Genomic DNA, 22,456 nt, shown 5'->3' with positions numbered 1-22,456 from the left:
TGGCAATTTTCCGCAGGCCTTTTCGCATGTCGCGGTGGTCAATACCGCCTATGCCATCGCTGTGGGCGCCGAAGGGGCAGCCGAGGCTCATAAGGCCGACAGTTAAGCAACCCTCCGGCTGCGCTATCGCCTCTTCTACTATCCGCTCCACCCGGCCTAGGATTGCGTCATGCAATCCAGTTCGGCCGTTCCCCTGACTGTGCCGCCAGCGCGCCGCCCTTTCGGCAAGCGCTATATCTTTGTGGTGGTGGGCGTTGCCTTTCTGGCGCTGCTTGTCTCTGCGGGTTTGCGAGGCACGCCGGGCGTGCTGATGGTGCCGCTGCAACACAGCTTCGGCTGGAGCCGCGCCATTATCGCGCTGGCCGCCGCGATCGGCATCTTCCTCTACGGGCTGATGGGTCCCTTCGCAGGCGCGCTGATCCAGCGGTTTGGCGTCCGGCGGGTGGTGACCATCGCGCTCATCGGCATGTCGGCCGCGACGGGTGCTAGCTCCTTCATGACGGTGCCTTGGCAGCTCGTTGCCACATGGGGTGTGCTGTCCGGCATCGCGACCGGCTGCGTCGCCAATGTGCTGGGGGCCATCATCGTCAACCGCTGGTTCACCACCAATCGCGGCCTGGCGATGGGGCTGCTGACGGCGAGCACGGCGACCGGAACGCTTATCTTCACCCCTGCCCTCTCCGCCATCGCGACTTCCGCCGGCTGGCGGCCGGTGGTTCTGACCGTCGCGGCGGCGACCCTGCTGGTGGCGCCCCTCTTCGCATTGCTGGTGCCGGAGCGGCCTGCTTCGATCGGGCTGGTGCCTTGGGGCGCCGAGCCGAGCTACCTGCCGCCTCCCCCACCGCTCGTGCCGCCGCTGCGCAACGCCTTCGGCGCTTTGGCAGAGGGTGTGAAAAGCCGCACCTTCTGGCTGCTCTTCGCGAGCTTCTTCGTCTGTGGCTTCACGACCAACGGCATCGTCGGCACCCATCTCATCGCGCTCTGCAGCGACCACGGCATTCCCGAGGTTCGTGCGGCCGGGCTTTTGGCGCTGATGGGGATCTTCGACCTGATCGGAACAACGGGGTCCGGCTGGCTGACCGACCGTTTCGATTCCCGAAAACTGCTCTTCATGTATTACGGGCTCCGCGGATTGGCGCTGATCTACCTGCCCTTCTCCGGCTTCGACGTAATCGGGCTTTCGACCTTCGCCGTGTTCTTCGGGTTGGACTGGATCGCGACCGTGCCGCCGACGTTGCGTCTCGCGAATGATGCTTTCGGGGAGACGCGGGCGCCGCTGATCTTCGGCTGGGTGGTGGCAGGGCACCAGCTTGGTGCCGCCAGCGCCGCCTTCTTCGCCGGCGCCGTGCGGACGTTGGACGGCAGTTACATGCCGGCTTTTATTGTTGCGGGATTGCTGGCGGTGGGAGCGGCCTTCCTGTCGGTCTTCATCAACAAGGCGAGCAGCCAGCTTAGCCCATCGGCTGCCTGAGGGAGGCCACGGGTGAAGATCCAGGAGTGAGCGGCGACCCAACGGATTCGTCACGGCACGCGAAGGCGTTCGGCACCCCGTGCCATCCAAGCCTTGCCTTCGTCACGCAGGCAAGGCGTTGATCCTCGGAGAGGATGACGTGGTGGAATGAGCGCGGTTCAATCTGGAGACATCATACCCTAGCCAAAGGGATCGGCGAGCGGCTCGCCGCTGGCGGCGCGGCGGATGACGTCCTCCGCCTCGTCCCTGTCGCAGGCGAGCACGCGGCGGGTCACGGCGGAGCCGAAACCGGCACGGCCGAAGGCGGCCATGACGCGCATTGGCTCGAGGGCCCGACCGCCTTCTGTGGAATAGGGCCCGACCCTTCGGCGGCGGGCGAAGATCAGGGCGGCGGCCAGTTCCGCGGTTTCGTTCTCCGGCACGGCCGTCGCGGCGGTCTCGCTTCCCACGCCTTTGGCGCCGAGATGGGCCAGGACGGCGCGGCGGGAGCCGCCGGTGCGGCGCAGGCGCCTCGCGCGGCTTTCGGCAAAGGCGGCATCATTGACCGCGCCGAGTTTGGTGAGGCTTTCCACCACCTGCCGCGCCACCGCTCGCCAGCTTTCCGCCTGCGTCGCCAAGGTCTCGCGATCGGCGCCCTCCGCCGCGCCCATCGCCTCCGCCCAGCGATGAATCCGTTTGTCGAGCGCGCGCGTGAGGGACGCGCCCGTGCCGCCGTAGCGCAGCATATGGGCGAGCGCCCCCTCCCGCAGACTCGCCTCGTCCATGCGTCCCGGCTCGCTGCGCGCCATGCATTAACCTGCCATCGGGGGATTGATTGACGTCATAGGTCCCGGATCCCATACATCGCTGCTTTCCGTGCCTGGAAGGTTCGCATGATCGCTGCGCTGATGCCGAACTACAACCGCGCCGACCTCGCTTTCGAGCGGGGCGAAGGCGCTTGGCTGTATGCGACGGATGGCCGACGATTCCTTGACTTCGGCGCGGGCATCGCGACCTCGCTGCTCGGCCATGGTCATGCGGGTCTGACGGCCGCCATCGCGGCGCAGGCCGGACGCGTCATGCATGTCTCCAACCTCTATCGCGTGCCCGAAGCCGAGCGGCTCGCGGCGCGGCTGGTGGCGGCGAGCTTCGCGGACAGCGTGTTCTTCTGCAACTCGGGCGCCGAGGCGAACGAGGGCATGGTCAAGATGCTGCGGAAGGCGCAGGCCGAAACTGGCCATCCCGAGCGCTGGCGCATCATCTGCTTCGATGGCGCGTTTCACGGCCGCACGCTGGCGATGATCTCCGCCACCGGCAACCCGGCCTATATCAAGGGCTTTGGGCCGCCCGTGGATGGTTTCGACCACGTGCCGTTCAACAACCTCAACGCACTGCGCGACGCGATCGGGCCGGAGACCGCCGGCATCATCGCCGAGCCGATCCAGGGTGAGAGCGGCATCCGCAATGCCGTGCCCGATTTTCTGCGCGGCCTGCGTGCGGCTTGCGACGAGTTTGGCCTGTTCCTGGGGCTCGACGAAATCCAGACCGGCATGGGTCGCACAGGCAAGCTCTTCGCGCATGAGTGGGCGGGCATCACGCCGGATGCCATTTCGCTGGCAAAAGGTCTCGGCGGCGGCTTTCCGATAGGCGCCGTGCTGGCGCGCGAGGAAGTGGCGCAGCATCTGCGCCCCGGCAGTCATGGCACGACTTTCGGCGGCAACCCCCTCGCCTGCGCCGCCGGCAACGCGGTGCTGGATGTCGTGCTCGCGCCGGGCTTCCTCGATGGGGTCGCGCGCACGGCCGAGTATCTGCGCGCGGGGCTGGGCAAGCTGATGCGCGAGCACCCCGGCATCATTACCGAGATCCGTGGCCAGGGTCTGCTGATCGGTCTGCGCTGCGGCGTGCCCAATACCGAGTTGCAGGCGGCCTGCCTCGCCGAAGGTCTGCTGACGGTGGGCGCAGGGGACAATGTGCTGCGTCTCGTGCCTCCGCTCATTATCTCGAATACGGAATGCGACGAAGCGCTTAGCCGCCTCGCGCGCGCCGCCGCGCGATGCACATTGCCGGCGAAGGAAGCGGCTTCGCCATGAGCGGCAGGCCGCGCCACTTCCTCGATCTCAGCGATATCGACAGCGCGACCCTGCGGGGAATGCTGGAGAGTGCCGCCGTTTGCAAATCCGACAGGCGCGGGCATGCCAAGCCGCTGACTGACAAGACCGTGGCTCTCATTTTCGAGAAGCCGAGTACCCGCACGCGGGTGAGCTTTGAACTCGCCGTACGCGAACTCGGCGGCGATGTGGTGGTGCTGTCGGGGCGCGAGATGCAGCTCGGCCGGGGCGAGACTGTCGCGGATACGGCGCGGGTGCTGTCGCGTTATGTCGATGCGATCATGCTGCGGACCGATCAACCCGAGAAGCTGCAGGAACTCGCGCGGCATGCGACGGTGCCGGTGATCAACGGTCTCACCGCGGCGTCTCATCCCTGCCAGATCATGGCGGATGTGCTGACCTTCGAGGAGCATCGCGGGCCGATCTCCGGCCAGACCATCGCCTGGCTGGGCGACGGCAATAATGTCGCGCGTAGCTGGATCGAGGCCGCCGCGCGCTTCCGCTTCCACCTGCGGCTGGCGACGCCGAACGAACTCGCCCCGCCGCGCAGGGTGCTGGACTGGGCACGCGCGGAAGGGGCGCGGGTGGAGCTCGGGGAGGATCCGCTGGCGGCGGTGCGCGATGCTCGGTGCGTGGTGACCGATACCTGGGTCAGCATGGCCGATGATGCGGGGGAGAGCCGCCACAATCTGCTGGCGCCGTTCCGCGTGACGGAGGCGGTGATGGCGCAGGCGGCGCCGGATGCGCTGTTCATGCACTGCCTCCCCGCGCATCGCGGAGAAGAGGTGACGGCGGCGGTGATCGACGGCCCCTATTCGGTGGTGTTCGACGAGGCGGAGAACCGGCTGCATGCACAGAAGGGGATCCTCATCTGGGCGCTCGGCGGCGGCGGAGCTGGCGGTTGAAGCGCATTGGTATCATCGGCGGATCGAGCGATGTGGCGACGGCCGATTACTACCGGCGGCTGAATGCGGCGGTGAATGCTCGGCTGGGAGGCTGGAATACCGCCGAACTTGTGATGACCTCGATGAATTTCGCTTTCTGCACGGACTGCGTGCACAACGGCCGCTGGGAGGTGATGGGCGCCTACCTCGCGGATCGCGCGGCGGCGCTGGAAGCGGCCGGGGCCGATTTCTTCCTTTGCGTCTCGAACACGCTGCATCGCCTGGCGGATGTTTTCACGGCGGGCCGCGCGATTCCGTTTCTGCATATCGTTGATCCGACCGCGCGGGCGATCCAGGCGGCTGGGCTCTCGCGCATTGCCTTGCTCGGAACAAAGCCGACGATGGCGACGGAATTTCTGCGGCGCCGCTACACGGAGCAGTTCGGGATCCGCATCGACGTGCCGGTGCCCGAGGAGCAGGACGTGCTCGACCGCATCATCTTCGACGAGCTTTGCCGCGGGCAGTTCACCGATAGCGCGCGGGCGACTTACCTTGCGGTCGTCGATCGGCTGGCGGCGCAGGGTAGCGAGGGCGTCATTCTCGGTTGCACCGAGATCCCGCTGCTCATCACGCAATCCGACCGACCCGGCATCCCGATGTTCGATACGACGGGACTGCATGTCGAGGCGGCGGTGGAGCTGGCTCTGGCTTAGGCGCACGAGCGGCTTACGATTCGTTATCGAAACATCTTTGCCTTGACGTGGCGCCGTGGCAGGCTGCCGCAATGGCAAAGCCACGACAGTCCGAACTCTCTGAAGCCGGAGATCTGCTAGGCACGCTGTGTCCTCCGCTCTCTGCGCAGTCCGCGGCTTCCGCGCCGGTGGGCTCGGAAGGGCATCGCGACCGCATGCGATTGCGGTTGCTGCGAGCGGGGCCGGAGGCTTTGGCCGATCACGAAGTACTGGAAATGACGCTGTTCCTGGCGTTGCCGCGGCGGGACACCAAGGCAATCGCGCGTGCTCTGCTCGCGCGTTTTCGCAGCTATGCCGGATGTATCTCGGCGTCGGCGCAGGAACTCCGCGAGGTCGAGGGTATGGGCGACGCGGGAATCGCGGCGCTGAAGACGATACAGGCGGCGGCTCTGCGGCTTATGCGGGCCGAGGTTATGGATCAGCCGGTTCTCAAAAGCTGGGATCGGCTCATGGAATATCTCAATGCCGTGCTGGCGCGCGAGCGGGTGGAACATTTCCGTGTGCTCTATCTCGACACGCGCAATCGCTTGTTGGCGGATGAGGCGCAGGGGCGCGGTACGGTTAACCTTACGCCTGTCTATCCGCGCGAGATCGTGCGGCGCGGTTTGGAGCTCAGCGCCACTGCGCTGATCCTGGTGCACAACCACCCGAGCGGCGATCCCACGCCGTCGCAGCAGGATATCACGATGACGCGGTCGATCCGCGAGGCCGCGGAGCCGCTTTCCATCGTGCTGCATGATCACGTCATCGTCGGCAATGGGCGGTGGCTGAGTTTCCGCCGGGAGGGCTTGTTGTAGCAGCAACGCGATGGAGGCCTCATCAGGGCGCAACCCGGAGATCGAGGTGTTGCGGGGCGTCGCGGTGATGTTGGTGATCCTGAACCATGTCGAGGTGCTGCTGCCATGGCATCACGGATTGGGCTGGGATTTCGGTGGTGGGCTGTGGTGCGGTGTCGATCTGTTCTTCTGCATTTCCGGCTATGTCATCGCGCGCTCATTGTTGCCGCGGCTGCGCGGCGCGAGCGGTGAGGCATTCTGGCGCGAGGCCGGGGCATTTTGGATCCGCCGCTTCTTCCGGCTAGCGCCGAGCGCCTGGCTATGGCTCGCCATTCCCATTCTGCTCTCCGCCGTCACCCGCCGGACTGATCTTTTTGGCCATATCCAGCTCGATCTCGCCGATGCGACGGCGGCGGTGCTGCATGTCGCGAATTTCCACTGGGCCGCCTGCGTGGCAGGTCAGGCACATTGCGGGGTGCTGTCGGTCTACTGGTCGCTGTCGCTGGAGGAGCAGTTCTATCTCGTGTTGCCCTTCGTGGCGGTGTTTGCCGGGCGGCTTCTGCCACAGGTTCTCGGGTTTGGCGTGGTGCTGCAGCTGCTCCTTCCCCGGCCGCAATTCGGTTCCTTGCTGTCCTTCGTCCGGACGGATGCGATCATGCTGGGGGTGCTCATCGCACTCGCGGAGGGCGGCCCGATGGCTCGGGCACTGGCGCCCCGATTTCTGGAGAGCCGGATCTGGCGGCCCCTGCCCTTCACGCTGCTGGTGCTGATGGTGGGGGCGGCGCGATACGCGATCGTGCCGTTTCATATGGGTCTGGTGGCGGTGCTGGCGGCGGGTCTGGTGTGGATCGCCAGTTTCGACCGGGGCTATCTCCGCCGCGTGGGCCGGTGGCGTGGCCTCATGGGCTGGATCGGCGAGCGGTCCTACAGCCTGTACCTCATCCACTTGCCAAGCTTTTGGATCGCCCGGGCGATGCTGGCGCGGGTTCTGCCGCCAGTGGCGTCTAGAGGCTGGGCGCCGGACGTCTTCGTGATCGCCGTAGCGACGGCGCTGCTGATCCTGCTCGTCGAGGCCAACCTGCGCCTCATAGAGCGTCCGGCGCGGCGCTACGGGCACCGAGTTGCCGAGGATTTGGCGCGGACTCATCACGAAATTTAGACTGTAACAAAAGTTAACATACTGCTATCGGCTAATGCGACAAATCTCGTTCTCAGGATTTCATTCGCCATGGCCGCTACTCCCACCGCCACGCTCGCCGGCACAGGCGCAACCTTCGCGATCACCGATACGAGCGACTGGGACACAGGCTTTACGGGCAGCGGGACGATCACCAATACCGGGAAAACGGCGGTCAACGGCTGGACGGTCAGTTTCAACCTCGCCAATGCGATTACCAATATTTGGAATGCTCAGATCATCAGCCACGCGGGCACGAACTACGTGATCGGCAATCTACCCTATGACAGCGCCATCGCGGTGGGCGGCAATGTCGCCTTCGGCTTCCAGGCGACCGGCGGCAGCCCGGTTTTTCCGACCAGCGCCACGCTGAATGGAGCAACCCTCTCCTCCGCTCCAATCGTGCCGAGCCTGTCCGTCTCAGATAGCAGTGTCACGGAGGGCACCGCCGCGACGCTGAACGAGAGCTTCACGGTAACGCTTTCCGCCGCCGCCAAGACCGCCGTGACCGTCGGCTATAAGACCGCCAACGGCACGGGCACTGCCGGGAAGGATTACAACGCCGCCAGCGGCACGCTGACCTTCGCCCCCGGCGTCACGAGCCAGACCATCACCGTGCCGACGCATCCCGGCACCGCCGGCAGCACGAAAGCCTATAGCCTCACGCTTTCCCAGCCGAGTGGAGCCGTGATCGCGCGCCCGACCGCCACCGGCAGCATCGTGACGCCCGCACCTTACGTTCCGCCCAGCGCGACCGTGGCCGATGTCAGCGTCACCGAAACCAACAACACAACGGCGACCGGAAGCACGTTGCTGCCGGCGGGAGCGCTCAGCACCAGCGGGAACCAGATCGTCGATGCCAGCGGGCACGCGGTGAAGATCGCGGCGGTGAATTGGTTCGGGCTGGAGACGTCATCCTTCGCGCCGCAGGGTCTCTGGGCGCAGAGCTACCAGACCATGATGAAGCAGATGGTTTCGCTCGGCTTCAACACGATCCGCCTGCCCTTCTCGCTGCAGCTACTCAACAGCGCCAGCGTGCCGAATGGCATCGACTACACGAAGAACCCGGATCTCCAGGGGCTGAACGGCCTGCAGGTCATGGATAAGATTGTGGCCTATGCCGGGACCCTCGGCCTCAAGATCATCCTGGACGACCATCGCAGCGCGGCGGGCTCCGGCCCTAACGACAACGGGCTATGGTACGACAGCGGCTATACCGAGGCGCAGTGGATCGCCGACTGGAAGACGCTGGCAACGCGCTATGCCGGGACCAATACGGTCATCGGCGCGGATCTCTCGAACGAGCCGCATGGCGCCGCGACCTGGGGCGATGGCAGCGCGAATGACTGGGAGGCCGCCGCGACGCGGGCGGGCGACGCGATCCAAACGGTCAACAAAAGCTGGCTGATGTTCGTCGAGGGCGTGCAGAGCTACCAGGGCAACAACACTTGGTGGGGCGGCAACCTTATGGGCGCGAAGGCCCACCCTGTCGTTCTGACCACCGCCAATAAGGTCGTCTACTCGCCGCATGACTATCCGGCTTCCGTCAGCGGACAGCCTTGGTTCACGGCAGCGAATTACCCGAACAACCTGCCCGCGGTGTGGAACCAGTATTGGGGCAATCTCTATCAGACAGGCACGGCGCCGGTTTTCGTCGGTGAATACGGGTCCAAGCTGCAAACCACGAGCGACCAGCAATGGATGCAGCAACTCGTCGCTTATATGAAAGCGCCGGGCGGGGTTGGCGGCGCGCAGGGTATCAGCTGGGGATATTGGGACTGGAACCCGACCTCCGGCGATACCGGAGGCATCCTGGAAGATGATTGGGCGACAGTCGATCCAGCGAAGATCGCGGCGATCACACCGGGTTTCTATCACGCGGCGGACAGCACCACCGTGCTTGCGCCGAGCGGGGTCGATTTCACGGTGACGCTTTCGGCCGCCTCCACGAAGACCGTGACGATCGCCTATGCCACCAAGGACGGCACGGCGCATGCGGGAACCAATTACACCGCGACCTCAGGCACGCTGACATTCGCGCCAGGCACCACGAGCGAAATTGTCGCCGTGCATCTTCTCGGCAGCGCGGCCACGAGCAAGCTGACCTTCATGCTGGCGCTGAGTGATCCTCTGGCCACGACGCTTGGCCGCGCGAGCGCGACGGCGACGCTTGTGCCTGGTGCTGCGGCGACTGTGGCCGCGAAGGCGGCTGTTGTGAATACCAATGGCAGCAGCACAATGGCGACGAATACGAGCGTGACGACGAGCCTCGCGGGCCATGTCACCGCCGCGATTGGAGACGTGTCAAACGGCGCGCGGACGGCGACCGTGACGGTGAACGACGATAGCGACAAGGCCTCGCATGCCTGGCGGGTCGAGATCGATACGGCCTCTGCCATCACGGGGCTGTCGGGTGGGACGATCCTCTCACATGTCGGCAACGTCTACATGCTGGGCAATGCCACGACGAATGGCGCGATTGTGGCACACGGCACGACGAGTTTCAGCTTCCAGGCAGCCGGTGCGGCGGGTGCGACGGTGGACGCTCACCTCGTTTCTTTGCAGTGACGCAGTGGCAATGACTCCGTGACGTCATCCTCGGCGAAGGCCGAGGATCCACGCCTTGCTTGTGGCGGCGAAGGAAGGCGTGGATGCTCGGCCTTCGCCGAGCATGACGATAGCTTTGGACGAGCTCATCTCAGTAAGCTTGCTCCGACCACAAAGACGGCGCGGTCATCGCGAGGACGCGGAGGTCGAGAAGGATCGACCAGTTGTCGATGTAGTACATATCGTGCGCGACGCGTTGACGCAGCTTCTCGACGGTATCGGTTTCGCCGCGCCAGCCATGGACTTGCGCCCAGCCGGTGATGCCCGGCTTGACGCGGTGTCGCGCGGCGTAGTCGGCTACCGCTTTGTCGAAGGGCTGGCCGGCAGCCTCGGTGCCCAAGGCATGCGGGCGCGGTCCTATCAGCGACATGTCGCCTCGGATGACGTTGAAGAGTTGCGGCAGTTCGTCGAGGCTGGTGCGGCGGAGAAGCCGGCCGATGCGTGTCACGCGCGGATCATCCCGGACGGCCTGGCGACAGCCCGCTAGATCCTGCGCGCCTGGCCGCATCGTGCGAAACTTCCTCACGCGGATCAGGCGATGATTGAAGCCGAGACGCGGCTGGTTGAAGAAGACCGGTCCCGCGCTGTCCAAGCGAATGGCGCAGGCGATCAGCGTCATCAACGGCGCAAGTAGCAACAGAAACGCCGCGGCGAGCGCGAGATCCTCGGCACGCTTGATTGCCGCGGCGGTTCCGGAAATCGGACGATCGCGGAGATGGAGGAAAGGGAGACCACAAATCGAGGACACGCGGGCATTGCGGAAATGGAAACTGCCGAGATCCGGGGCGAGCCGAATGTCGATCGGCAGCGCGGACATGCGCCCGACGATCTCCCGGATGCGCCAAGAGGCGGCGCCGGGCAAGGCGATCACGATGAGATCGACATCCCCCGCGCGGATGGTGTCTCGAACGGCGAGCAGGTCCCGCAGCAATGACCATGTCGGCAAAGCCAAGGCTCTCGCGCCCTTGGTGGTCGGCAGAAAGCCCACGACCCTGAAGGCGTCTTGCGGGTTCTCGGCGAGATGGGCGGCGAGATGGCGCACGTGATCTCCGCCGCCGATGATGATGGCGCGGCGCCGATGCTCCGCCCCCGCGACATGTTCCCATGTCCAAGGATGGAGCACGGCGTGGAGGGCGAGCACGGCTGAGGGCGAAAGGAGCGCCCAGGCACAAAGCCAGTTGCGGTTGGCAAGGGTCGCCAAAGATGGTGCGTGCGTAGCTAGACTTGCGATGCCGTCCCAAACCAGCAAGGCCAGCACCACAAATGCGAAAGCGCTAAGCGCCGGTGCCAAGGCTTGCTGCAGGCGCATTGTCTCGCCGCGCATGGGGCGGCGGTAGAGTCCCCTCTCCTGTATGAGCCAGGCAACCAAAGCACCCGTCGCGAGAATCACGAGAATCTCGCGCAGCGTATGGCCTGTATGTCCGAGCGGATTGAGGCGGCGGCAGACCAAACCGGTGACGAGGACAGCCAAAACGTCGGCGCCCGCGAGAAGGCTTGAGAGGGTTGCGCCCGTCAGTGTCCAGGCGGGGACGAGAGAGCGGGGACGATCGAGCGACGGCGGAAAGACAAAATGCCCGGACATCGATGTTCCACGCTTCCGCTGAGGGGTGGACTATCTACAGTCGTTGTTAACTCAAAATCAATTAAACTCAATTCTTCGACTGCCAAGTGTCGGCGGACGAAACACCAAATTACCGCGCAGTACCTGCAAAGTCGTAACGCGCTCGAGGTCTTCGTCGTGCCGCGCGATTCCCGTCAAATGCCAGGGCGCGATGGAACGCAACCCGGCTTCGTGAGTGCGCGGGATTGCAATTCAGATGGGGCCGCGTTGACCGGAGGCCGACGCAATCATTTGTCGCCTGCGCTCTTTTCACCGAAGACGCGCTCAAAGAGACGGTCGATGTTGCGCAGATGGGCCTCGGGTCGCATGGCCTCGTCCAGGATCGCGGAAGGGACGCGGCCGGCAACTTCCGGATCGGCGTCTAGGTTGGTGCGGAAGTCGCGGCCCTCGGGCGTGCCGAGCTTGGTCCAGGTCTCCATCGCATTGCGTTGCACGATGCGATAGGCGTCCTCCCGCAGGATGCCGGCGCGGGCCAGCGCGAGGAGCACCTCGCCGCTATGCACGACGCCGCCCAGCGCATCGAGATTGGCCGCCATCCGCTCGGGGTGAACGACCAGCTTCGCCATCATCCCGGCCAGCCGCACCAGCGCGAAGTCGAGTGCGATGGCGGCATCCGGCGCGAAGACGCGCTCGACCGAGGAGTGGCTGATATCGCGCTCGTGCCACAGGGTGACGTTCTCCAGCGCCGGCACGACGGCGGCGCGGACGATGCGGGCGAGGCCGGTGAGGTTCTCGCTGAGCACCGGGTTGCGTTTGTGGGGCATGGCGCTCGACCCCTTCTGGCCGGGGTGGAAGAACTCCTCCGCCTCCCGCACCTCGGAGCGCTGCAGATGCCGCACCTCGGTCGCGAGGCGTTCGATCCCACTCGCCACCACGGCGAGGGCGGAGAACCACGCAGCGTGGCGGTCCCTTGGGATGACCTGGGTGGAGACGGGCTCGATGGCCAGGCCGAGCTTCCCGGCGACATGGGCTTCCACCGCGAGGTCGAGATGGGCGTAGGTGCCGACCGCGCCGGATATGGCGCAGGTGGCGATCTCGGCCCGCGCCGCGACCAGCCGCGCCCGGTTGCGGGCGAATTCCGCGTAATGGCCGGCGAGCTTGAGGCCGAAGCTGGTGGGTTCGGCATGGATGGCATGGCTGCGGCCGATGGTCAGGGTGTGCTTATGCTCGATCGCGCGGGTCTTCAGCGCCGCCAGCACCGCATCGACATCGGCGATGAGCAGGTCGGTGGATTGCACGAGCTGCACCGAGAGGCAGGTGTCGAGCACGTCCGAACTCGTCATGCCGAGATGGACGTAGCGGCTCTCGGGGCCGATGCCCTCGGCGAGCCAGGTGAGGAAAGCGATCACGTCATGGCGGGTCTCGCGCTCGATCTCATCGATCCGGGCGACATCGGCGGGGCCGATTGTAGCGAGGCGGGCGTCGCCCTTCTCGCGGATGACGCGGGCCGCCTCCTCGGGGATCGCGCCAGTGAGCGCCATGCCCTCGGCCGCCAGCGCCTCGATCTCGAACCAGATGCGATAGCGGTTCTCGGGCGACCAGATGGCGGCCATCTCGGGGCGGGAATAGCGGGGGACCATGGCGGTGTTCCGGCTGCGGTGCCCGGTCGCCCTAACGTCAGGGGGCGGCGTTGACAAGGAGGGGGCGGATCATGAGGTAGGGGATGATGAACGATCTGCTGCTCTCCCAGCTTGCCGCCCTGGCCCAGGTGCTGGTGATCGACCTCATGCTGGCCGGGGATAATGCCGTGGTCATCGGCATGGCCGTTACCGGCCTTTCGGCCGGGCAGCGGCGCTGGGCGGTGCTGTTCGGCGTGGGCTTCGCCGTGGTCATCCGCGTGGCGATGGCCTTCGTGGCGCTACGGCTGCTGGCGATCATCGGATTGACGCTGGCGGGCGGGCTGCTGCTGCTGTGGGTTTGCTGGAAGATGTTCCGCGAACTGCGGCGCCGGCCGGCTCATGGGGCGGGTGGCGTGGCGAAGAGCAAGACCGTGTTGCAGGCGGCAATCCAGATCGCCATCGCCGATATATCAATGAGCCTGGACAATGTGCTGGCGGTTGCCGGGGCCGCGCATGACCATCCCTGGATCCTGGCCCTCGGCCTGTTGCTTTCGGTGGTGCTGATGGGGGTTGCCGCTAGTTTGATTGCGACGCAGTTGGAGAAGCGGCGGTGGATCGCCTGGGTTGGGTTATTCGTCGTATTCTTTGTGTCTTTGCGCATGATCTGGGAGGGCGCGCATAGCGTGCTCGACCATTTTGGTATCGATGTTTGGGCGATGGTCGCGGGGTAAGGTTTGAGCCTCGCTGTCCCGTGTAGTTAGAAGTTTCTTAAGAGTTTGCTGTCTAACACTATCGTCGTGATTCATACCTTACTCCCGTTTTTTCCAGCAATCTGAAAGTGCGCCGTGTGATTGGCATGGGCGCCAAGCACATGTGCTATGCTGATACAGCGCGGATTGCGCTTGATGTAGGCGGTGCCCCGCGCAGTCTGACCGATGGCGCGGCCGATTGGCACGCCGCCCGCATGGCCTCGCTTGATGATGCGAAGCGACAATTCTTTTTTGTTTCGTACTAGCAACTTCACAACCCAAATACCAAAGCGTATCATGGCCCTGCGGCGACCGAAGCAGTGAGCGTGGCTATCTATGTTAAGGTGGCAATGTGGGATGATGCCGGCGCGCTGGCGCGTCGATCAAGGCCCAAGGTCAGCCTGCGGTATCAAGTGACTCGTGCGGATCGCCGTGGAGAATTACGCGGCCCTCAAACTTCAACGCGCATAACGCATAGTAACGAGAGGAGTGGTAGCACCATGACTGTTGACTTCACTAAGTTTCCTTATCCGGGACTGCACAATCCGCATGCCGCTACGCTGACGGAGGGGATTGCGGCAGCGCCGGTGCCGGCAGGTTTTGCCGTCGTCACTCTCAAGGGACCGCATATCTCCGACTTTTCCGACAGGGTAAGGGCATTCGCCACCGCATTACGCGCTAAGGCCGCGAGTTCGGGAGTGACGGATATCACTGCCTACCGTCAGATCCGGCGGAATGAACTCGGCGGCGCGGTTCCGTTCGACCAGGCCATCTGTGAAACTGCGCTGCATGATGCTGAGCAGCTCCACATCGAGAAATTTCTTGGGGTGCCCGTTGCCCAGATGATGTTGAATAACGCGATCGCCGATTGGGCTTTGATAGTTGAGTTTCAGAGCCCAGAACATGCAACAGTGGCGGCGCAAGTTTGGAAGCGAAAGGGGGAAGAGTTTGAGATTCTGACGCGCGACGTAACCTCCTTCTCTGTTGGCACCTTTAAGAACATGATGCGCTACAGCTCGGTCTCGCGGGATCCCAATCTCATCCAGTTCTTCAATTTCTTCCCCGGTCCTAGCAAGCCCGAAGTTTTATGGCCCGCCTGGCAAGAAGCGCTCCCATGGTTCTTCGATATTGGCGAAATCCGGTCATCTTTTCCTCTGCAGGCACTCGACGCGGACCAACAACTGGCACTGATAAACTACGCGCATTTTGACTCCGTCAAGCATTTTATAATCGGCATATTGTACGATCCCAGGTACCAAAAGATCATAAAGGAGTGCTATGCAGATCGTGGCGTCCTTCTTCCCATGCCGTTTTTCTGTAAGATTGTGCCAGTGTAAAGTATCAGCACGTTCTTTAGCCCGGCTCGCAGGCTGCGGAAATCGGCGTGATCTGAGTCTCTGATCTTGCCGGATTTCCGACGACAGTGCGAAAGGAGCATCGAGGCACCAATAGACTCCCGGCAGCGTCATCGTCTGCCGATAAATGCCGCTGCCGGCGGCCTGCTGGGGTATCACAGCCTGAGTCGTGCAGAAGTTTGCTCGGAAGGCGCTGAGCGATGGCTTATCGGCTGGGGTTTTGGCTTCACCGTCGTGATTGCCGGCAATAGCAATGATCTTTCCCGGGTAGTGGCTATACGGCCGGTAGAATCGCTCGCCGTAGTGGTCGGCTTTGCCGGGACCGTAGAGCACGTCGCCCAGATGAAATAGGAAGGCGGGATTGAGCCCCCCAGCGCTCGGCTTGAAATCAGTTGCCATTTCGTTGGCGATTTCTTCGGCCTCGTCGGCATGGCCGGCGCCGCTGTCATCGAGCACGTGGAAGCGGATTTCCCCGAGCTGCTCGATCTCCTGCACGCCGCCGCCGCCGATGATGTCGCCCAGGTCGATATTGCCATCGCCGCTTGGTGGCGGGATTGAACCGAGTTGCTCTTTGCTCCAATCAACCAGTTGTTTGTGGCTGGCGGCGGCTGGGACTCCCCCACATAGCGGGGGCAAGTGATAGGTCGGAGTTGCGTAACGCGTGGGCATACTGGCGGCAGGAGACGGTGAGTTTGGAGGATGCGCCATCGCTTCTGTCACTCCTTGATGGGCCTCGTGTGGAGGCCGCGTTGAAGCGTTCTTTTTTATGGCGTCGGCGGAGTAGTTCCCGGCGCCGTGCTGAGCCCCGCCGACGGCGCGTAGTAAAGGCGGATGCTCTCCTCCGCTAAGGCATAGCCCGCCTTCATCAGCAAAGCCTGCTCATCCGTCGTGAAGGTGTTCAGCCGCGTCCTCGTATCCCTCGCCTTGTCATACTCGGCTTGAGACAAGCCGGGAGGCAGCGTGCCGGCACCACCGGCATGACGTTCAATCCCCAGAGAGTTCCTGTCCTGATATTTTCTCGGTACGCGCCGATCAGGATCCGTTCACGAAGCGCCTGATCCTGGTCCATCGTTATATCGACGACGCGCCGGAGTTGGCTGAGCCAGTCGGTCGGGGGCGCCTCGAGATCGCCGAACGGGCGCCCAGCGTTGCTGACAAGAAGTGTCTTGAAACGCTTCCAGGCGGGTTCAAGACCCATGTTGTCGTAGACCCCGCCGTCTGACAGCATGCGTCGCTGGGTGAAAGGCGGCCGGTGCAATCCTCCATCGTTCTGCGGCGGATCGACTGTCAGGTGGCTGAAATCGAAGGCGGCTGGCGAAAGAACGGCGGAAAGGCTGAGGAGGCAGCGATGACCTCTGAGAGCGGGAAACTGGGGTTCCGGATGCTGCCGACCTGCCAATCCAGTACAAGACTCCGGGAGAATTGCATGTCCCGACCACTCATCAAGTTCGTCGTATTGAAGACGAATTCTGGCTGGCTAGGCAGGTCTTGCAGCGTTCTTGTGCCTGCGAAGTTGCGTCCGTAGGATTCGGCCACATGCCTAAAAGCGTGGTCCCAAGGTAGGAGACCGAGTGTGATTGCCTCATAGTCGATGCCGTCGCCAGCTTGCTTGAGAATAGGCCGGATGAAGACCTGATCGAGATTTGTCAGGTGTTCCCCAATCCATTGAAGGTCCGTACGGGCCAGGGCCACCGCGAGAACGCCCGCCGCGATCGATCCGCCGGATACACTTGAGACCAGTGCAATCTTCCGGAGCAAGCCGAGCTCGTTAAGTCGCCAGATCGCGCCTGCATGGAAGAGCATGGCTCGATAGCCACCGCCTGAGAAACAAAGTGCGATGGCATCGCGAGGCGGGCCATCTTCGTCCAGAAAAAAAGGCATCGATAAGATGATCCTCTTCCCAAAAACTAAAGCAAAATTCGGTCGAGACAGAAGCGCAGTATGCTGACTTCCGTCAGGTAATGATGGCTAGGACCGTGTCGTTTAATGTTGCGATGGCGGCTTTCTTGGCGAATGATTTGAGCTCGCCGACCGTCAAGCTCGAAGGAACGCTGAAGGCATCCAACTTCGCTTGCTCCATTTGCACGCGGTCGTTGGGAACGCCTCCAGGCGGCCCCGGGACTCTTGCTCTGTCAAGCTGAGCCTGCGCCGAGGATTTGATCATTATCCTGAATATCCTGTTCGTAACGCTATCGTCTTGAACCTCGGAAGGGAGCACTTGTAGATTCGTTTTGCCCACATCCACCAGATCCTCAAAGGTAGCTTGGCCTTGGGCTAGTTGAGGCGCTCCGGGAGCAGGCGCTGGACCTGGCACAACGCGCCTGGGAAGGGCAAAACCGAACGTAGGAACCGCAAACCCGGCGCCGGGCGCAACCGGCCCGCTTCCACCACCGCTACTGGCAATGGCGTTGACGACATTGTCGACAGGCGGGCACCTCGCCGTGCCGGCGGAAGACGGGAACCAGGCGGACAACATCTTCTGCAGCGCGAAGACGCCGGTGAGGAGCCCGCTGAGTTGCGCGACCGCGGTCGCGGTCTGTGAAGCGCCAGTTCCCTTAGTTTGCGAGACTAAATAGAGGACTAGTGGAACGCACGCGACAAGCGCCAGGTTGGCCGCGAAGTACCAATAAGCAGTTGCCTCAGCGGACCGATATTTCCTGGCATACCAAGCAGCGCCGAGGATAACATCGATAACAAAACCCTCTGGCGCTGGATCGAGTGCGCTGCCCGGCGCCGCTGGCACCCCCGTCTCGTTTTCAGTGCTGGGACAAGTGTCTTTGCTTTCTGTCGCCTCCGATGCCCACTGAGCAGGTCTCCTTTCGCGGGTATCTGGTCGATGTCGTCGACGCTCATCATGAATCCTAATTAAATCGCGCCGCCATTGACATGCTTTTGAGTATTGAGAACTGTACATGCCTAAGTCACAGAGTCGCTCTAAGGACACGCAGACCGTCGATCGCTTGACAAACTGGCTTGAGTGGAGCAACGAACGTTAGCGCGAAGAGAGGCGCTGTTTAGATTTTGAATGAAGGCGAAGTTCGGTGGAGCTGTCCGCCCGAAGAAGGGTTCACCACGCCACCTGCATTAGTTAAGATTATGTAACCCCTGTGGGCCGAGCTACTGTTCCTGGACCGCCGAAGAAAAAGTACTTTCCCCAATCAGCCGACTGTTGATTTATGATCGTATAGGAATCCGGCCAGTCCTGCGATGGCAGAAGATCAGCGTCTTGAATACTGCCACCCGACGGATAGTAGTAAATATTTCGCTGATACGCCGCTTGCCCGCTACCTTGAGCCGCGAAGTTTCCACTTCCCATTGCGGGATATGAACCCGCGCCGACAGTTTCTCCGCCATAGTCTATCTCGGTGGCTCCAGTCGTCATCGGACCATTTCTGTAAAGTGTGGTCGGATAGTATCCTACAGCATTAACAACGTCGGTGCCATTCACGTAAAGCCACCAGTTTCCTTCGGAGAGCAGGAAGCTGAGCTCTAATTCCGCTTGCTCGCCTCCAAGCGCACTAACTTGCTCCAGTGCAACACCTATGGCGCACGTCGGGCTGTACTGCACGAAATCTCCAGCATCAGCGCTATAAGAGCCGCTGCTTGTGTAGCCGTCGGCGGTCCAATAAGTGAACAGGACAGGCTTCGAGTGGCCGTATTTTTGTGGGAAGACCTGCCAGCCGACCTCCGCCGTTTGGAGAAGACCGGCGCTTCCTGTTGCGACATACCATTGTTGTGACAACGAAAATACTTGGGGGTCCACGATAGTTGGATCCCAGACGTTCAAAAAGCTGTGTCCGCCAATGTTGTTGACCCGCTGATACGCATGCGCATACTCGTGTGGGGGTTCTGTCGAACTTGGCGCATCGGGGCGGGTAAAGAGCTGAGATGATCGTTTTCTGTTACTCCTAGGATTCTTCTTGTAGAAATGCTCGAGGTCCTCGAATTTGGTCATCTCGCCTAACGTAACGCGTCGTAAGGGAACAGAACCTTCGGGACACGTCATCGCATTGCCGTAACGGTCAGCGCGCCCGGGACGTAAAGGAGCCAAGCTAGGAATATTTGATGGGACGGGATCGGACGCGCACCTCGGCAAAACCGGCGGCGATGCAAGGGGCCTGCCCGACCTCTTTAGGGCCGGCTGCTCTTTAACGGGTACACAGTCGAATACTTGACCACCCGTATCTACGAAACTGTGCGACACCATAACGTTATCATAAAGACTAAGTAAATGATGTCGCTGCGCTTCGAACGAGGTCGAATCTTTTACCTTAGAATGTTGCTTTGTCTTATAATCATTGTGAGTGGCTTTTGCCAGATTATCGTAGAAGACCTCGAACGGCTCTAACATTCTTGCGTCTTCATCGGACGACATCTTTCCGCTCCCGACAGAGAAACTGCCTGCGCATTCTACGGCGCTTAAAACACGATCTAACGAAGAAATCGGGTCGAGTCCACAAGAAAGTTCCGAAACAAGAACGTATAGTAGGAAGTCATCAGGGGCGTCTATATTTTCATCAATTATTAGCTGTAGAGCTACAGATTGAGCCGGTTCCAATCGCGTGGCCCAGCAGCTATTATTAGAGCCTGTTACGCACTTTTCGATGGCCGTGGATTAATGGCGCGGATATGTACCGCTTCTGCCCTTAAGCCCGATCCGTTTGATGTCAGCGACGAGAAGTAGTCGATGGTTGTTAATAATCTGGCCCTGATCGAGGAAGATGCGCCGCAGCGAGAGTATCCGCTGCGGGAGGATCATGGATAGCCGCACGCTGCGTTCGACGCCTGAAAGTAGCACTTGCGCGAAGCGGTGTCAGGCCTTCCATGTCTCGACGCGACCATCTGCCAATTCTCGGTCGAGGTAATAGGCGGCGCTGATCAGGGCGAGATGCGTGAGAGCCTGCGGGAAGTTGCCGAGTGCGTCACCGCGTGGACTTAGCTCCTCGGCGAAGAGGCCGAGGTGGTTGCCGTAGCCGAGGATGCGCTCGAACTTCATGCGCGCCTCTTCCAGCCGCCCGGCGCGCGCCAGGCATTCGACATACCAGAAAGAACAGGCGGTGAAGGAGCCCTCGCTGCCCGCCAGCCCGTCATCGCCGCGATAGCGCCAGACCAGGCTGCCATCCGTTAGGCGTTTCTCGATGACATCGAGCGTCGCGACCCAGCGCGGATCCGTGGCACCGATAAAGCGGACCAAAGGCATCAGCAAAAGTGACGCATCGACTTCGGTGTTGTCGCTGCATTGAACGAAATGTCCGGCCTCGGCGTTCCAGAACTCTCCATGAATGCTCTCATAAATCTCTTTTCGCACTTTGCCCCATTCCGCGATGGGAGCAGGCAATGAACGCTTGTCGGCGAGACGGATGGCGCGATCGAGGGCGACCCAGCACATCAGCCGCGAGTGCAGGAAATGACGCGGTTCTCCGCGTACCTCCCAGATCCCGTGGTCGGGATCGCGCCAGTGCTTCACAACATAGCCGATCATGCGCTCGACATTGCGCCAGCTCTCGTAGCTGATCGCGCGACCATATTTGTTTTTGAGGTAGAGGCTATCCATCAGCTCGCCATAGATGTCGAGCTGCACTTGGCCCGAAGCATCGTTGCCGATACGCACCGGGCGTGAGCCTTGAAAGCCCGCCATGTGATCGAGTTCGCTTTCCGGGAAATCCTTGCCACCGTTGAGGCGATACATGATCTGCACCTGACCGTCGGAATCGCAATCCGCCAAACGATTCTCGACCCAGTTCATGAAGTTGCTGGCCTCCTCGATATAGCCGAGGCGGATGAAGGCGTAGACAGTGAAGGATGCGTCGCGGATCCAGGTGGCGCGATAATCCCAGTTGCGGCCTTCACCGAGGGATTCCGGCAAACCGAAGGTGGGTGCGGCGATCATCGAATGATGATCGCGCGATGTCATGAGCTTGAGAACCAGTGCGGAGCGCATCACGGTCTCTCGCCAGCGGCCGCGATAGGAGGAACGCGCGCTCCACTTCCGCCAATGTTCGGTCGCCATCTCAATCAGGACGTCGAGCGCCTGCGCGTCCGGCGCGGGATCGGCACCATCGAGAAGAAACGCCACCGTTTGACCGGCTTCGAGGGTGAATTCCGCGGTCGCTTCGCCCTCGCCGGCGGAAAGGCTGGCATGGCCGCTCAGGCGCAGCGGTCCGAGCGTGCTGGATTGGAAAGTCACTGAGCGCTCACCAGCCCCGGCGGCCGGCGTTTCGCGACCGTAGTCGGGGCGCGGGCGGCAGAGGAGGTGAAAGGTCACGCGTCCGCGCGTGGCGGCGGCGCGGCGGATAAGGCGGGTGGGGCCGCCGCCTGGGCCATCCCTGGGCACCAGCACATCCAACACCTCCGCGCTGCCTTCGGTACAGAGCCAGCGGGTGACGAGAATATTCGTATCGGGGATGTAGGACTGGATGCGACGCGCGCCGGGTAGATCAGGGCGTAGCGTGAACACGCCGCCTGAAGGGTCGAGCAATTCGGCGAAGATCGTCGGGCTGTCGAAATGCGGCCAGCACAGGAAGTCGATGGCGGCATCATGGGAAACCAAAGCCGCGGTGGCGCGGTCACCGATGATGCCGTGGTCGCTGATTGAGCGCTCGGGCGGCACGGGCTCAGCCATTCCCGCGAAACTCGGGATAGAGGCACATGCCGCCATCGACGAAGAGCGTGGTGCCGACAACGTAATCCGATTGGTCAGAGGCGAGCCAGACGGCGGCGCGGCCGATATCGGTGGCCTCGCCGATGCGGCCGTAAGGGATCAGCTTGAGCAGTTCCTTCGCCTTGTCGCCTTCGGTTTCTTTGACGTTGATTGCGGTGCGGATGGCGCCGGGCGCGATCGAGTTGATGCGGATGCCGTGTTCGGAGACTTCCTGGGCCATGGTCTTCATCATCAGCATGATGCCGCCTTTGGAGGCCGCGTAGTTTACATGCCCAGCCCAGGGAATGACCTCGTGCACCGAACTCATACAGATGATTTTGCCGCGGGCGCGCGAGACCTTGCGATCGGTCTGGCGAAGGAATTGGCGGACCGCAGCCTGAGCGCAGAGGAACTGGCCGGTGAGGTTGACGTCGAGCACCTTGCGCCAGTCCTCGATCGTCATCTCAGTCAGCGGGGCGTCTTTCTGCATGCCGGAATTGGCAATCAGGATGTCGATGGCGCCGAAGGCAGCGAGCGTCTCGGCGAAGAGTTTTTCGACATCCTCGGGTTTGGATACGTCGGCGCCGATGGCAATGGCGCGGCCGCCGGCCTCGGTGATCTTCTTTGCCAGAGCCGCGGCCGGATCCGGTTGGCTATTGTAGTTGATCGCGACGGCGGCGCCCGCCTCGGCCAGGGCTTCAGCGCAGCCATAGCCGATCCCGGAACTCGCACCCGTCACGATCGCGACTTGTCCATCCACCCGGCATTCCATGCAACC

The 22,456-nt window shown here is 62.5% G+C and carries 20 protein-coding genes and 1 pseudogene; 10 read left to right on the top strand and 11 right to left on the bottom strand.

Going from position 1 to position 22,456, the window contains the following annotated elements:
* Positions 1-169 precede the first annotated feature (169 nt).
* On the top strand, positions 170-1,471 hold the full coding sequence (locus tag GSQ83_RS25020; RefSeq protein ID WP_158805567.1) for an MFS transporter: 1,302 nt from the start codon (positions 170-172) through the stop codon (positions 1,469-1,471).
* A 179-nt stretch (positions 1,472-1,650) separates the two neighbouring features.
* On the opposite strand, the gene GSQ83_RS25015 is transcribed toward GSQ83_RS25020, so the two are convergent.
* Positions 1,651-2,259, bottom strand: coding sequence for a regulatory protein RecX (locus GSQ83_RS25015; protein WP_158805566.1), 609 nt, complete (start codon positions 2,257-2,259; stop codon positions 1,651-1,653).
* Between the two features lie 84 nt (positions 2,260-2,343).
* Here GSQ83_RS25015 and GSQ83_RS25010 point away from each other — a divergent pair, with 84 nt between their 5' ends.
* From GSQ83_RS25010 to GSQ83_RS24985, 6 genes are all read left to right on the top strand, one after another.
* Positions 2,344-3,540, top strand: a complete 1,197-nt coding sequence (locus GSQ83_RS25010) for an aspartate aminotransferase family protein (RefSeq protein WP_158805565.1) — start codon at positions 2,344-2,346, stop codon at positions 3,538-3,540.
* Positions 3,537-4,463, top strand: coding sequence for an ornithine carbamoyltransferase (gene argF / locus GSQ83_RS25005; RefSeq protein WP_158805564.1), 927 nt, complete (start codon positions 3,537-3,539; stop codon positions 4,461-4,463). The genes GSQ83_RS25010 and argF overlap by 4 nt, the downstream gene beginning before the upstream one ends.
* The gene (locus tag GSQ83_RS25000) at positions 4,460-5,155 is read left to right on the top strand and encodes an aspartate/glutamate racemase family protein (RefSeq protein WP_254065893.1); all 696 of its coding nucleotides are present in this window, start codon (positions 4,460-4,462) and stop codon (positions 5,153-5,155) included. Before argF ends, GSQ83_RS25000 begins: the two co-directional genes overlap by 4 nt.
* 71 nt (positions 5,156-5,226) lie before the next feature.
* Positions 5,227-5,991 carry a DNA repair protein RadC gene (gene radC, locus GSQ83_RS24995; RefSeq protein WP_158805563.1) on the top strand — a complete coding sequence of 255 codons (765 nt, stop codon included), beginning with the start codon at positions 5,227-5,229 and terminating at the stop codon, positions 5,989-5,991.
* Positions 5,992-6,001: 10 nt separating this feature from the next.
* A complete protein-coding gene (locus GSQ83_RS24990; RefSeq protein ID WP_158805562.1) occupies positions 6,002-7,129 on the top strand; it encodes an acyltransferase in 1,128 nt (375 codons plus the stop codon).
* Positions 7,130-7,198: 69 nt separating this feature from the next.
* Positions 7,199-9,715: a cellulase family glycosylhydrolase gene (locus tag GSQ83_RS24985; RefSeq protein ID WP_158805561.1), complete on the top strand. Its 2,517-nt coding sequence runs from the start codon at positions 7,199-7,201 to the stop codon at positions 9,713-9,715.
* Between the two features lie 130 nt (positions 9,716-9,845).
* Here GSQ83_RS24985 and GSQ83_RS24980 read toward each other — a convergent pair whose 3' ends face one another.
* The gene (locus GSQ83_RS24980) at positions 9,846-11,336 is read right to left on the bottom strand and encodes an undecaprenyl-phosphate glucose phosphotransferase (RefSeq protein ID WP_158805560.1); all 1,491 of its coding nucleotides are present in this window, start codon (positions 11,334-11,336) and stop codon (positions 9,846-9,848) included.
* A gap of 266 nt (positions 11,337-11,602) precedes the next feature.
* Positions 11,603-12,955 carry an adenylosuccinate lyase gene (gene purB, locus GSQ83_RS24975; RefSeq protein ID WP_158805559.1) on the bottom strand — a complete coding sequence of 451 codons (1,353 nt, stop codon included), beginning with the start codon at positions 12,953-12,955 and terminating at the stop codon, positions 11,603-11,605.
* A gap of 83 nt (positions 12,956-13,038) precedes the next feature.
* On the opposite strand from purB, the gene GSQ83_RS24970 reads away from it, so the two are divergent.
* Positions 13,039-13,665 carry a YjbE family putative metal transport protein gene (locus tag GSQ83_RS24970; protein WP_254065892.1) on the top strand — a complete coding sequence of 209 codons (627 nt, stop codon included), beginning with the start codon at positions 13,039-13,041 and terminating at the stop codon, positions 13,663-13,665.
* Positions 13,666-13,736: 71 nt separating this feature from the next.
* Here GSQ83_RS24970 and GSQ83_RS30130 read toward each other — a convergent pair whose 3' ends face one another.
* Positions 13,737-13,982: a hypothetical protein gene (locus GSQ83_RS30130; protein WP_216850562.1), complete on the bottom strand. Its 246-nt coding sequence runs from the start codon at positions 13,980-13,982 to the stop codon at positions 13,737-13,739.
* A 201-nt stretch (positions 13,983-14,183) separates the two neighbouring features.
* Here GSQ83_RS30130 and GSQ83_RS30725 point away from each other — a divergent pair, with 201 nt between their 5' ends.
* Positions 14,184-15,020, top strand: coding sequence for a hypothetical protein (locus GSQ83_RS30725; protein WP_254065891.1), 837 nt, complete (start codon positions 14,184-14,186; stop codon positions 15,018-15,020).
* A 174-nt stretch (positions 15,021-15,194) separates the two neighbouring features.
* On the opposite strand, the pseudogene GSQ83_RS31505 reads toward GSQ83_RS30725, so the two are convergent.
* Positions 15,195-15,437 (bottom strand): annotated as a pseudogene (locus GSQ83_RS31505) (metallophosphoesterase family protein); the annotation flags it as partial.
* Positions 15,438-15,467: 30 nt separating this feature from the next.
* On the opposite strand from GSQ83_RS31505, the gene GSQ83_RS30920 reads away from it, so the two are divergent.
* A complete protein-coding gene (locus GSQ83_RS30920) occupies positions 15,468-15,596 on the top strand; it encodes a hypothetical protein (RefSeq protein ID WP_256367078.1) in 129 nt (42 codons plus the stop codon).
* 206 nt (positions 15,597-15,802) lie between these two features.
* Here the strand turns inward: GSQ83_RS30920 and GSQ83_RS24955 are convergent, their stop codons facing one another.
* The 6 genes from GSQ83_RS24955 to GSQ83_RS24930 all read right to left on the bottom strand — a co-directional run bounded on the left by GSQ83_RS24955 (position 15,803) and on the right by GSQ83_RS24930 (position 22,438).
* Positions 15,803-15,985 (bottom strand): hypothetical protein, encoded by a 183-nt coding sequence (locus tag GSQ83_RS24955; protein ID WP_158805556.1) that lies wholly within the window; start codon positions 15,983-15,985, stop codon positions 15,803-15,805.
* 340 nt (positions 15,986-16,325) lie between these two features.
* Complete coding sequence (locus tag GSQ83_RS24950) at positions 16,326-16,919, bottom strand: patatin-like phospholipase family protein (RefSeq protein ID WP_158805555.1); 594 nt, start codon at positions 16,917-16,919, stop codon at positions 16,326-16,328.
* Between the two features lie 73 nt (positions 16,920-16,992).
* Positions 16,993-17,781: a hypothetical protein gene (locus GSQ83_RS24945; RefSeq protein WP_158805554.1), complete on the bottom strand. Its 789-nt coding sequence runs from the start codon at positions 17,779-17,781 to the stop codon at positions 16,993-16,995.
* A 351-nt stretch (positions 17,782-18,132) separates the two neighbouring features.
* Positions 18,133-19,413 carry a neprosin family prolyl endopeptidase gene (locus tag GSQ83_RS24940; protein ID WP_158805553.1) on the bottom strand — a complete coding sequence of 427 codons (1,281 nt, stop codon included), beginning with the start codon at positions 19,411-19,413 and terminating at the stop codon, positions 18,133-18,135.
* 438 nt (positions 19,414-19,851) lie between these two features.
* Positions 19,852-21,660 carry a glycoside hydrolase family 15 protein gene (locus tag GSQ83_RS24935; protein ID WP_158805552.1) on the bottom strand — a complete coding sequence of 603 codons (1,809 nt, stop codon included), beginning with the start codon at positions 21,658-21,660 and terminating at the stop codon, positions 19,852-19,854.
* The gene (locus tag GSQ83_RS24930) at positions 21,653-22,438 is read right to left on the bottom strand and encodes a glucose 1-dehydrogenase (RefSeq protein ID WP_254065890.1); all 786 of its coding nucleotides are present in this window, start codon (positions 22,436-22,438) and stop codon (positions 21,653-21,655) included. Before GSQ83_RS24930 ends, GSQ83_RS24935 begins: the two co-directional genes overlap by 8 nt.
* Between the last annotated feature and the right edge of the window lie 18 nt (positions 22,439-22,456).

The organism is Acidisoma sp. L85, from assembly GCF_009765865.1.
Classification (GTDB): Bacteria; Pseudomonadota; Alphaproteobacteria; order Acetobacterales; family Acetobacteraceae; genus Acidisoma.
This window is presented reverse-complemented; position numbering and strand designations above follow the sequence as displayed.

Bases quoted from the DNA above. Each gene is read 5' to 3' on its own strand.
- GSQ83_RS25020 (WP_158805567.1), top strand. From the start codon at position 170: ATGCAATCCAGTTCGGCCGTTCCCCTGACTGTGCCGCCAGCGCGCCGC.
- GSQ83_RS25015 (WP_158805566.1), bottom strand. From the start codon at position 2,259: ATGGCGCGCAGCGAGCCGGGACGCATGGACGAGGCGAGTCTGCGGGAG.
- GSQ83_RS25010 (WP_158805565.1), top strand. From the start codon at position 2,344: ATGATCGCTGCGCTGATGCCGAACTACAACCGCGCCGACCTCGCTTTC.
- argF (WP_158805564.1), top strand. From the start codon at position 3,537: ATGAGCGGCAGGCCGCGCCACTTCCTCGATCTCAGCGATATCGACAGC.
- radC (WP_158805563.1), top strand. From the start codon at position 5,227: ATGGCAAAGCCACGACAGTCCGAACTCTCTGAAGCCGGAGATCTGCTA.
- GSQ83_RS24990 (WP_158805562.1), top strand. From the start codon at position 6,002: ATGGAGGCCTCATCAGGGCGCAACCCGGAGATCGAGGTGTTGCGGGGC.
- GSQ83_RS24985 (WP_158805561.1), top strand. From the start codon at position 7,199: ATGGCCGCTACTCCCACCGCCACGCTCGCCGGCACAGGCGCAACCTTC.
- GSQ83_RS24980 (WP_158805560.1), bottom strand. From the start codon at position 11,336: ATGTCCGGGCATTTTGTCTTTCCGCCGTCGCTCGATCGTCCCCGCTCT.
- purB (WP_158805559.1), bottom strand. From the start codon at position 12,955: ATGGTCCCCCGCTATTCCCGCCCCGAGATGGCCGCCATCTGGTCGCCC.
- GSQ83_RS24970 (WP_254065892.1), top strand. From the start codon at position 13,039: ATGATGAACGATCTGCTGCTCTCCCAGCTTGCCGCCCTGGCCCAGGTG.
- GSQ83_RS30130 (WP_216850562.1), bottom strand. From the start codon at position 13,982: ATGATACGCTTTGGTATTTGGGTTGTGAAGTTGCTAGTACGAAACAAA.
- GSQ83_RS30725 (WP_254065891.1), top strand. From the start codon at position 14,184: ATGACTGTTGACTTCACTAAGTTTCCTTATCCGGGACTGCACAATCCG.
- GSQ83_RS30920 (WP_256367078.1), top strand. From the start codon at position 15,468: ATGGCCGGCGCCGCTGTCATCGAGCACGTGGAAGCGGATTTCCCCGAG.
- GSQ83_RS24950 (WP_158805555.1), bottom strand. From the start codon at position 16,919: ATGCCTTTTTTTCTGGACGAAGATGGCCCGCCTCGCGATGCCATCGCA.
- GSQ83_RS24940 (WP_158805553.1), bottom strand. From the start codon at position 19,413: ATGTCGTCCGATGAAGACGCAAGAATGTTAGAGCCGTTCGAGGTCTTC.
- GSQ83_RS24935 (WP_158805552.1), bottom strand. From the start codon at position 21,660: ATGGCTGAGCCCGTGCCGCCCGAGCGCTCAATCAGCGACCACGGCATC.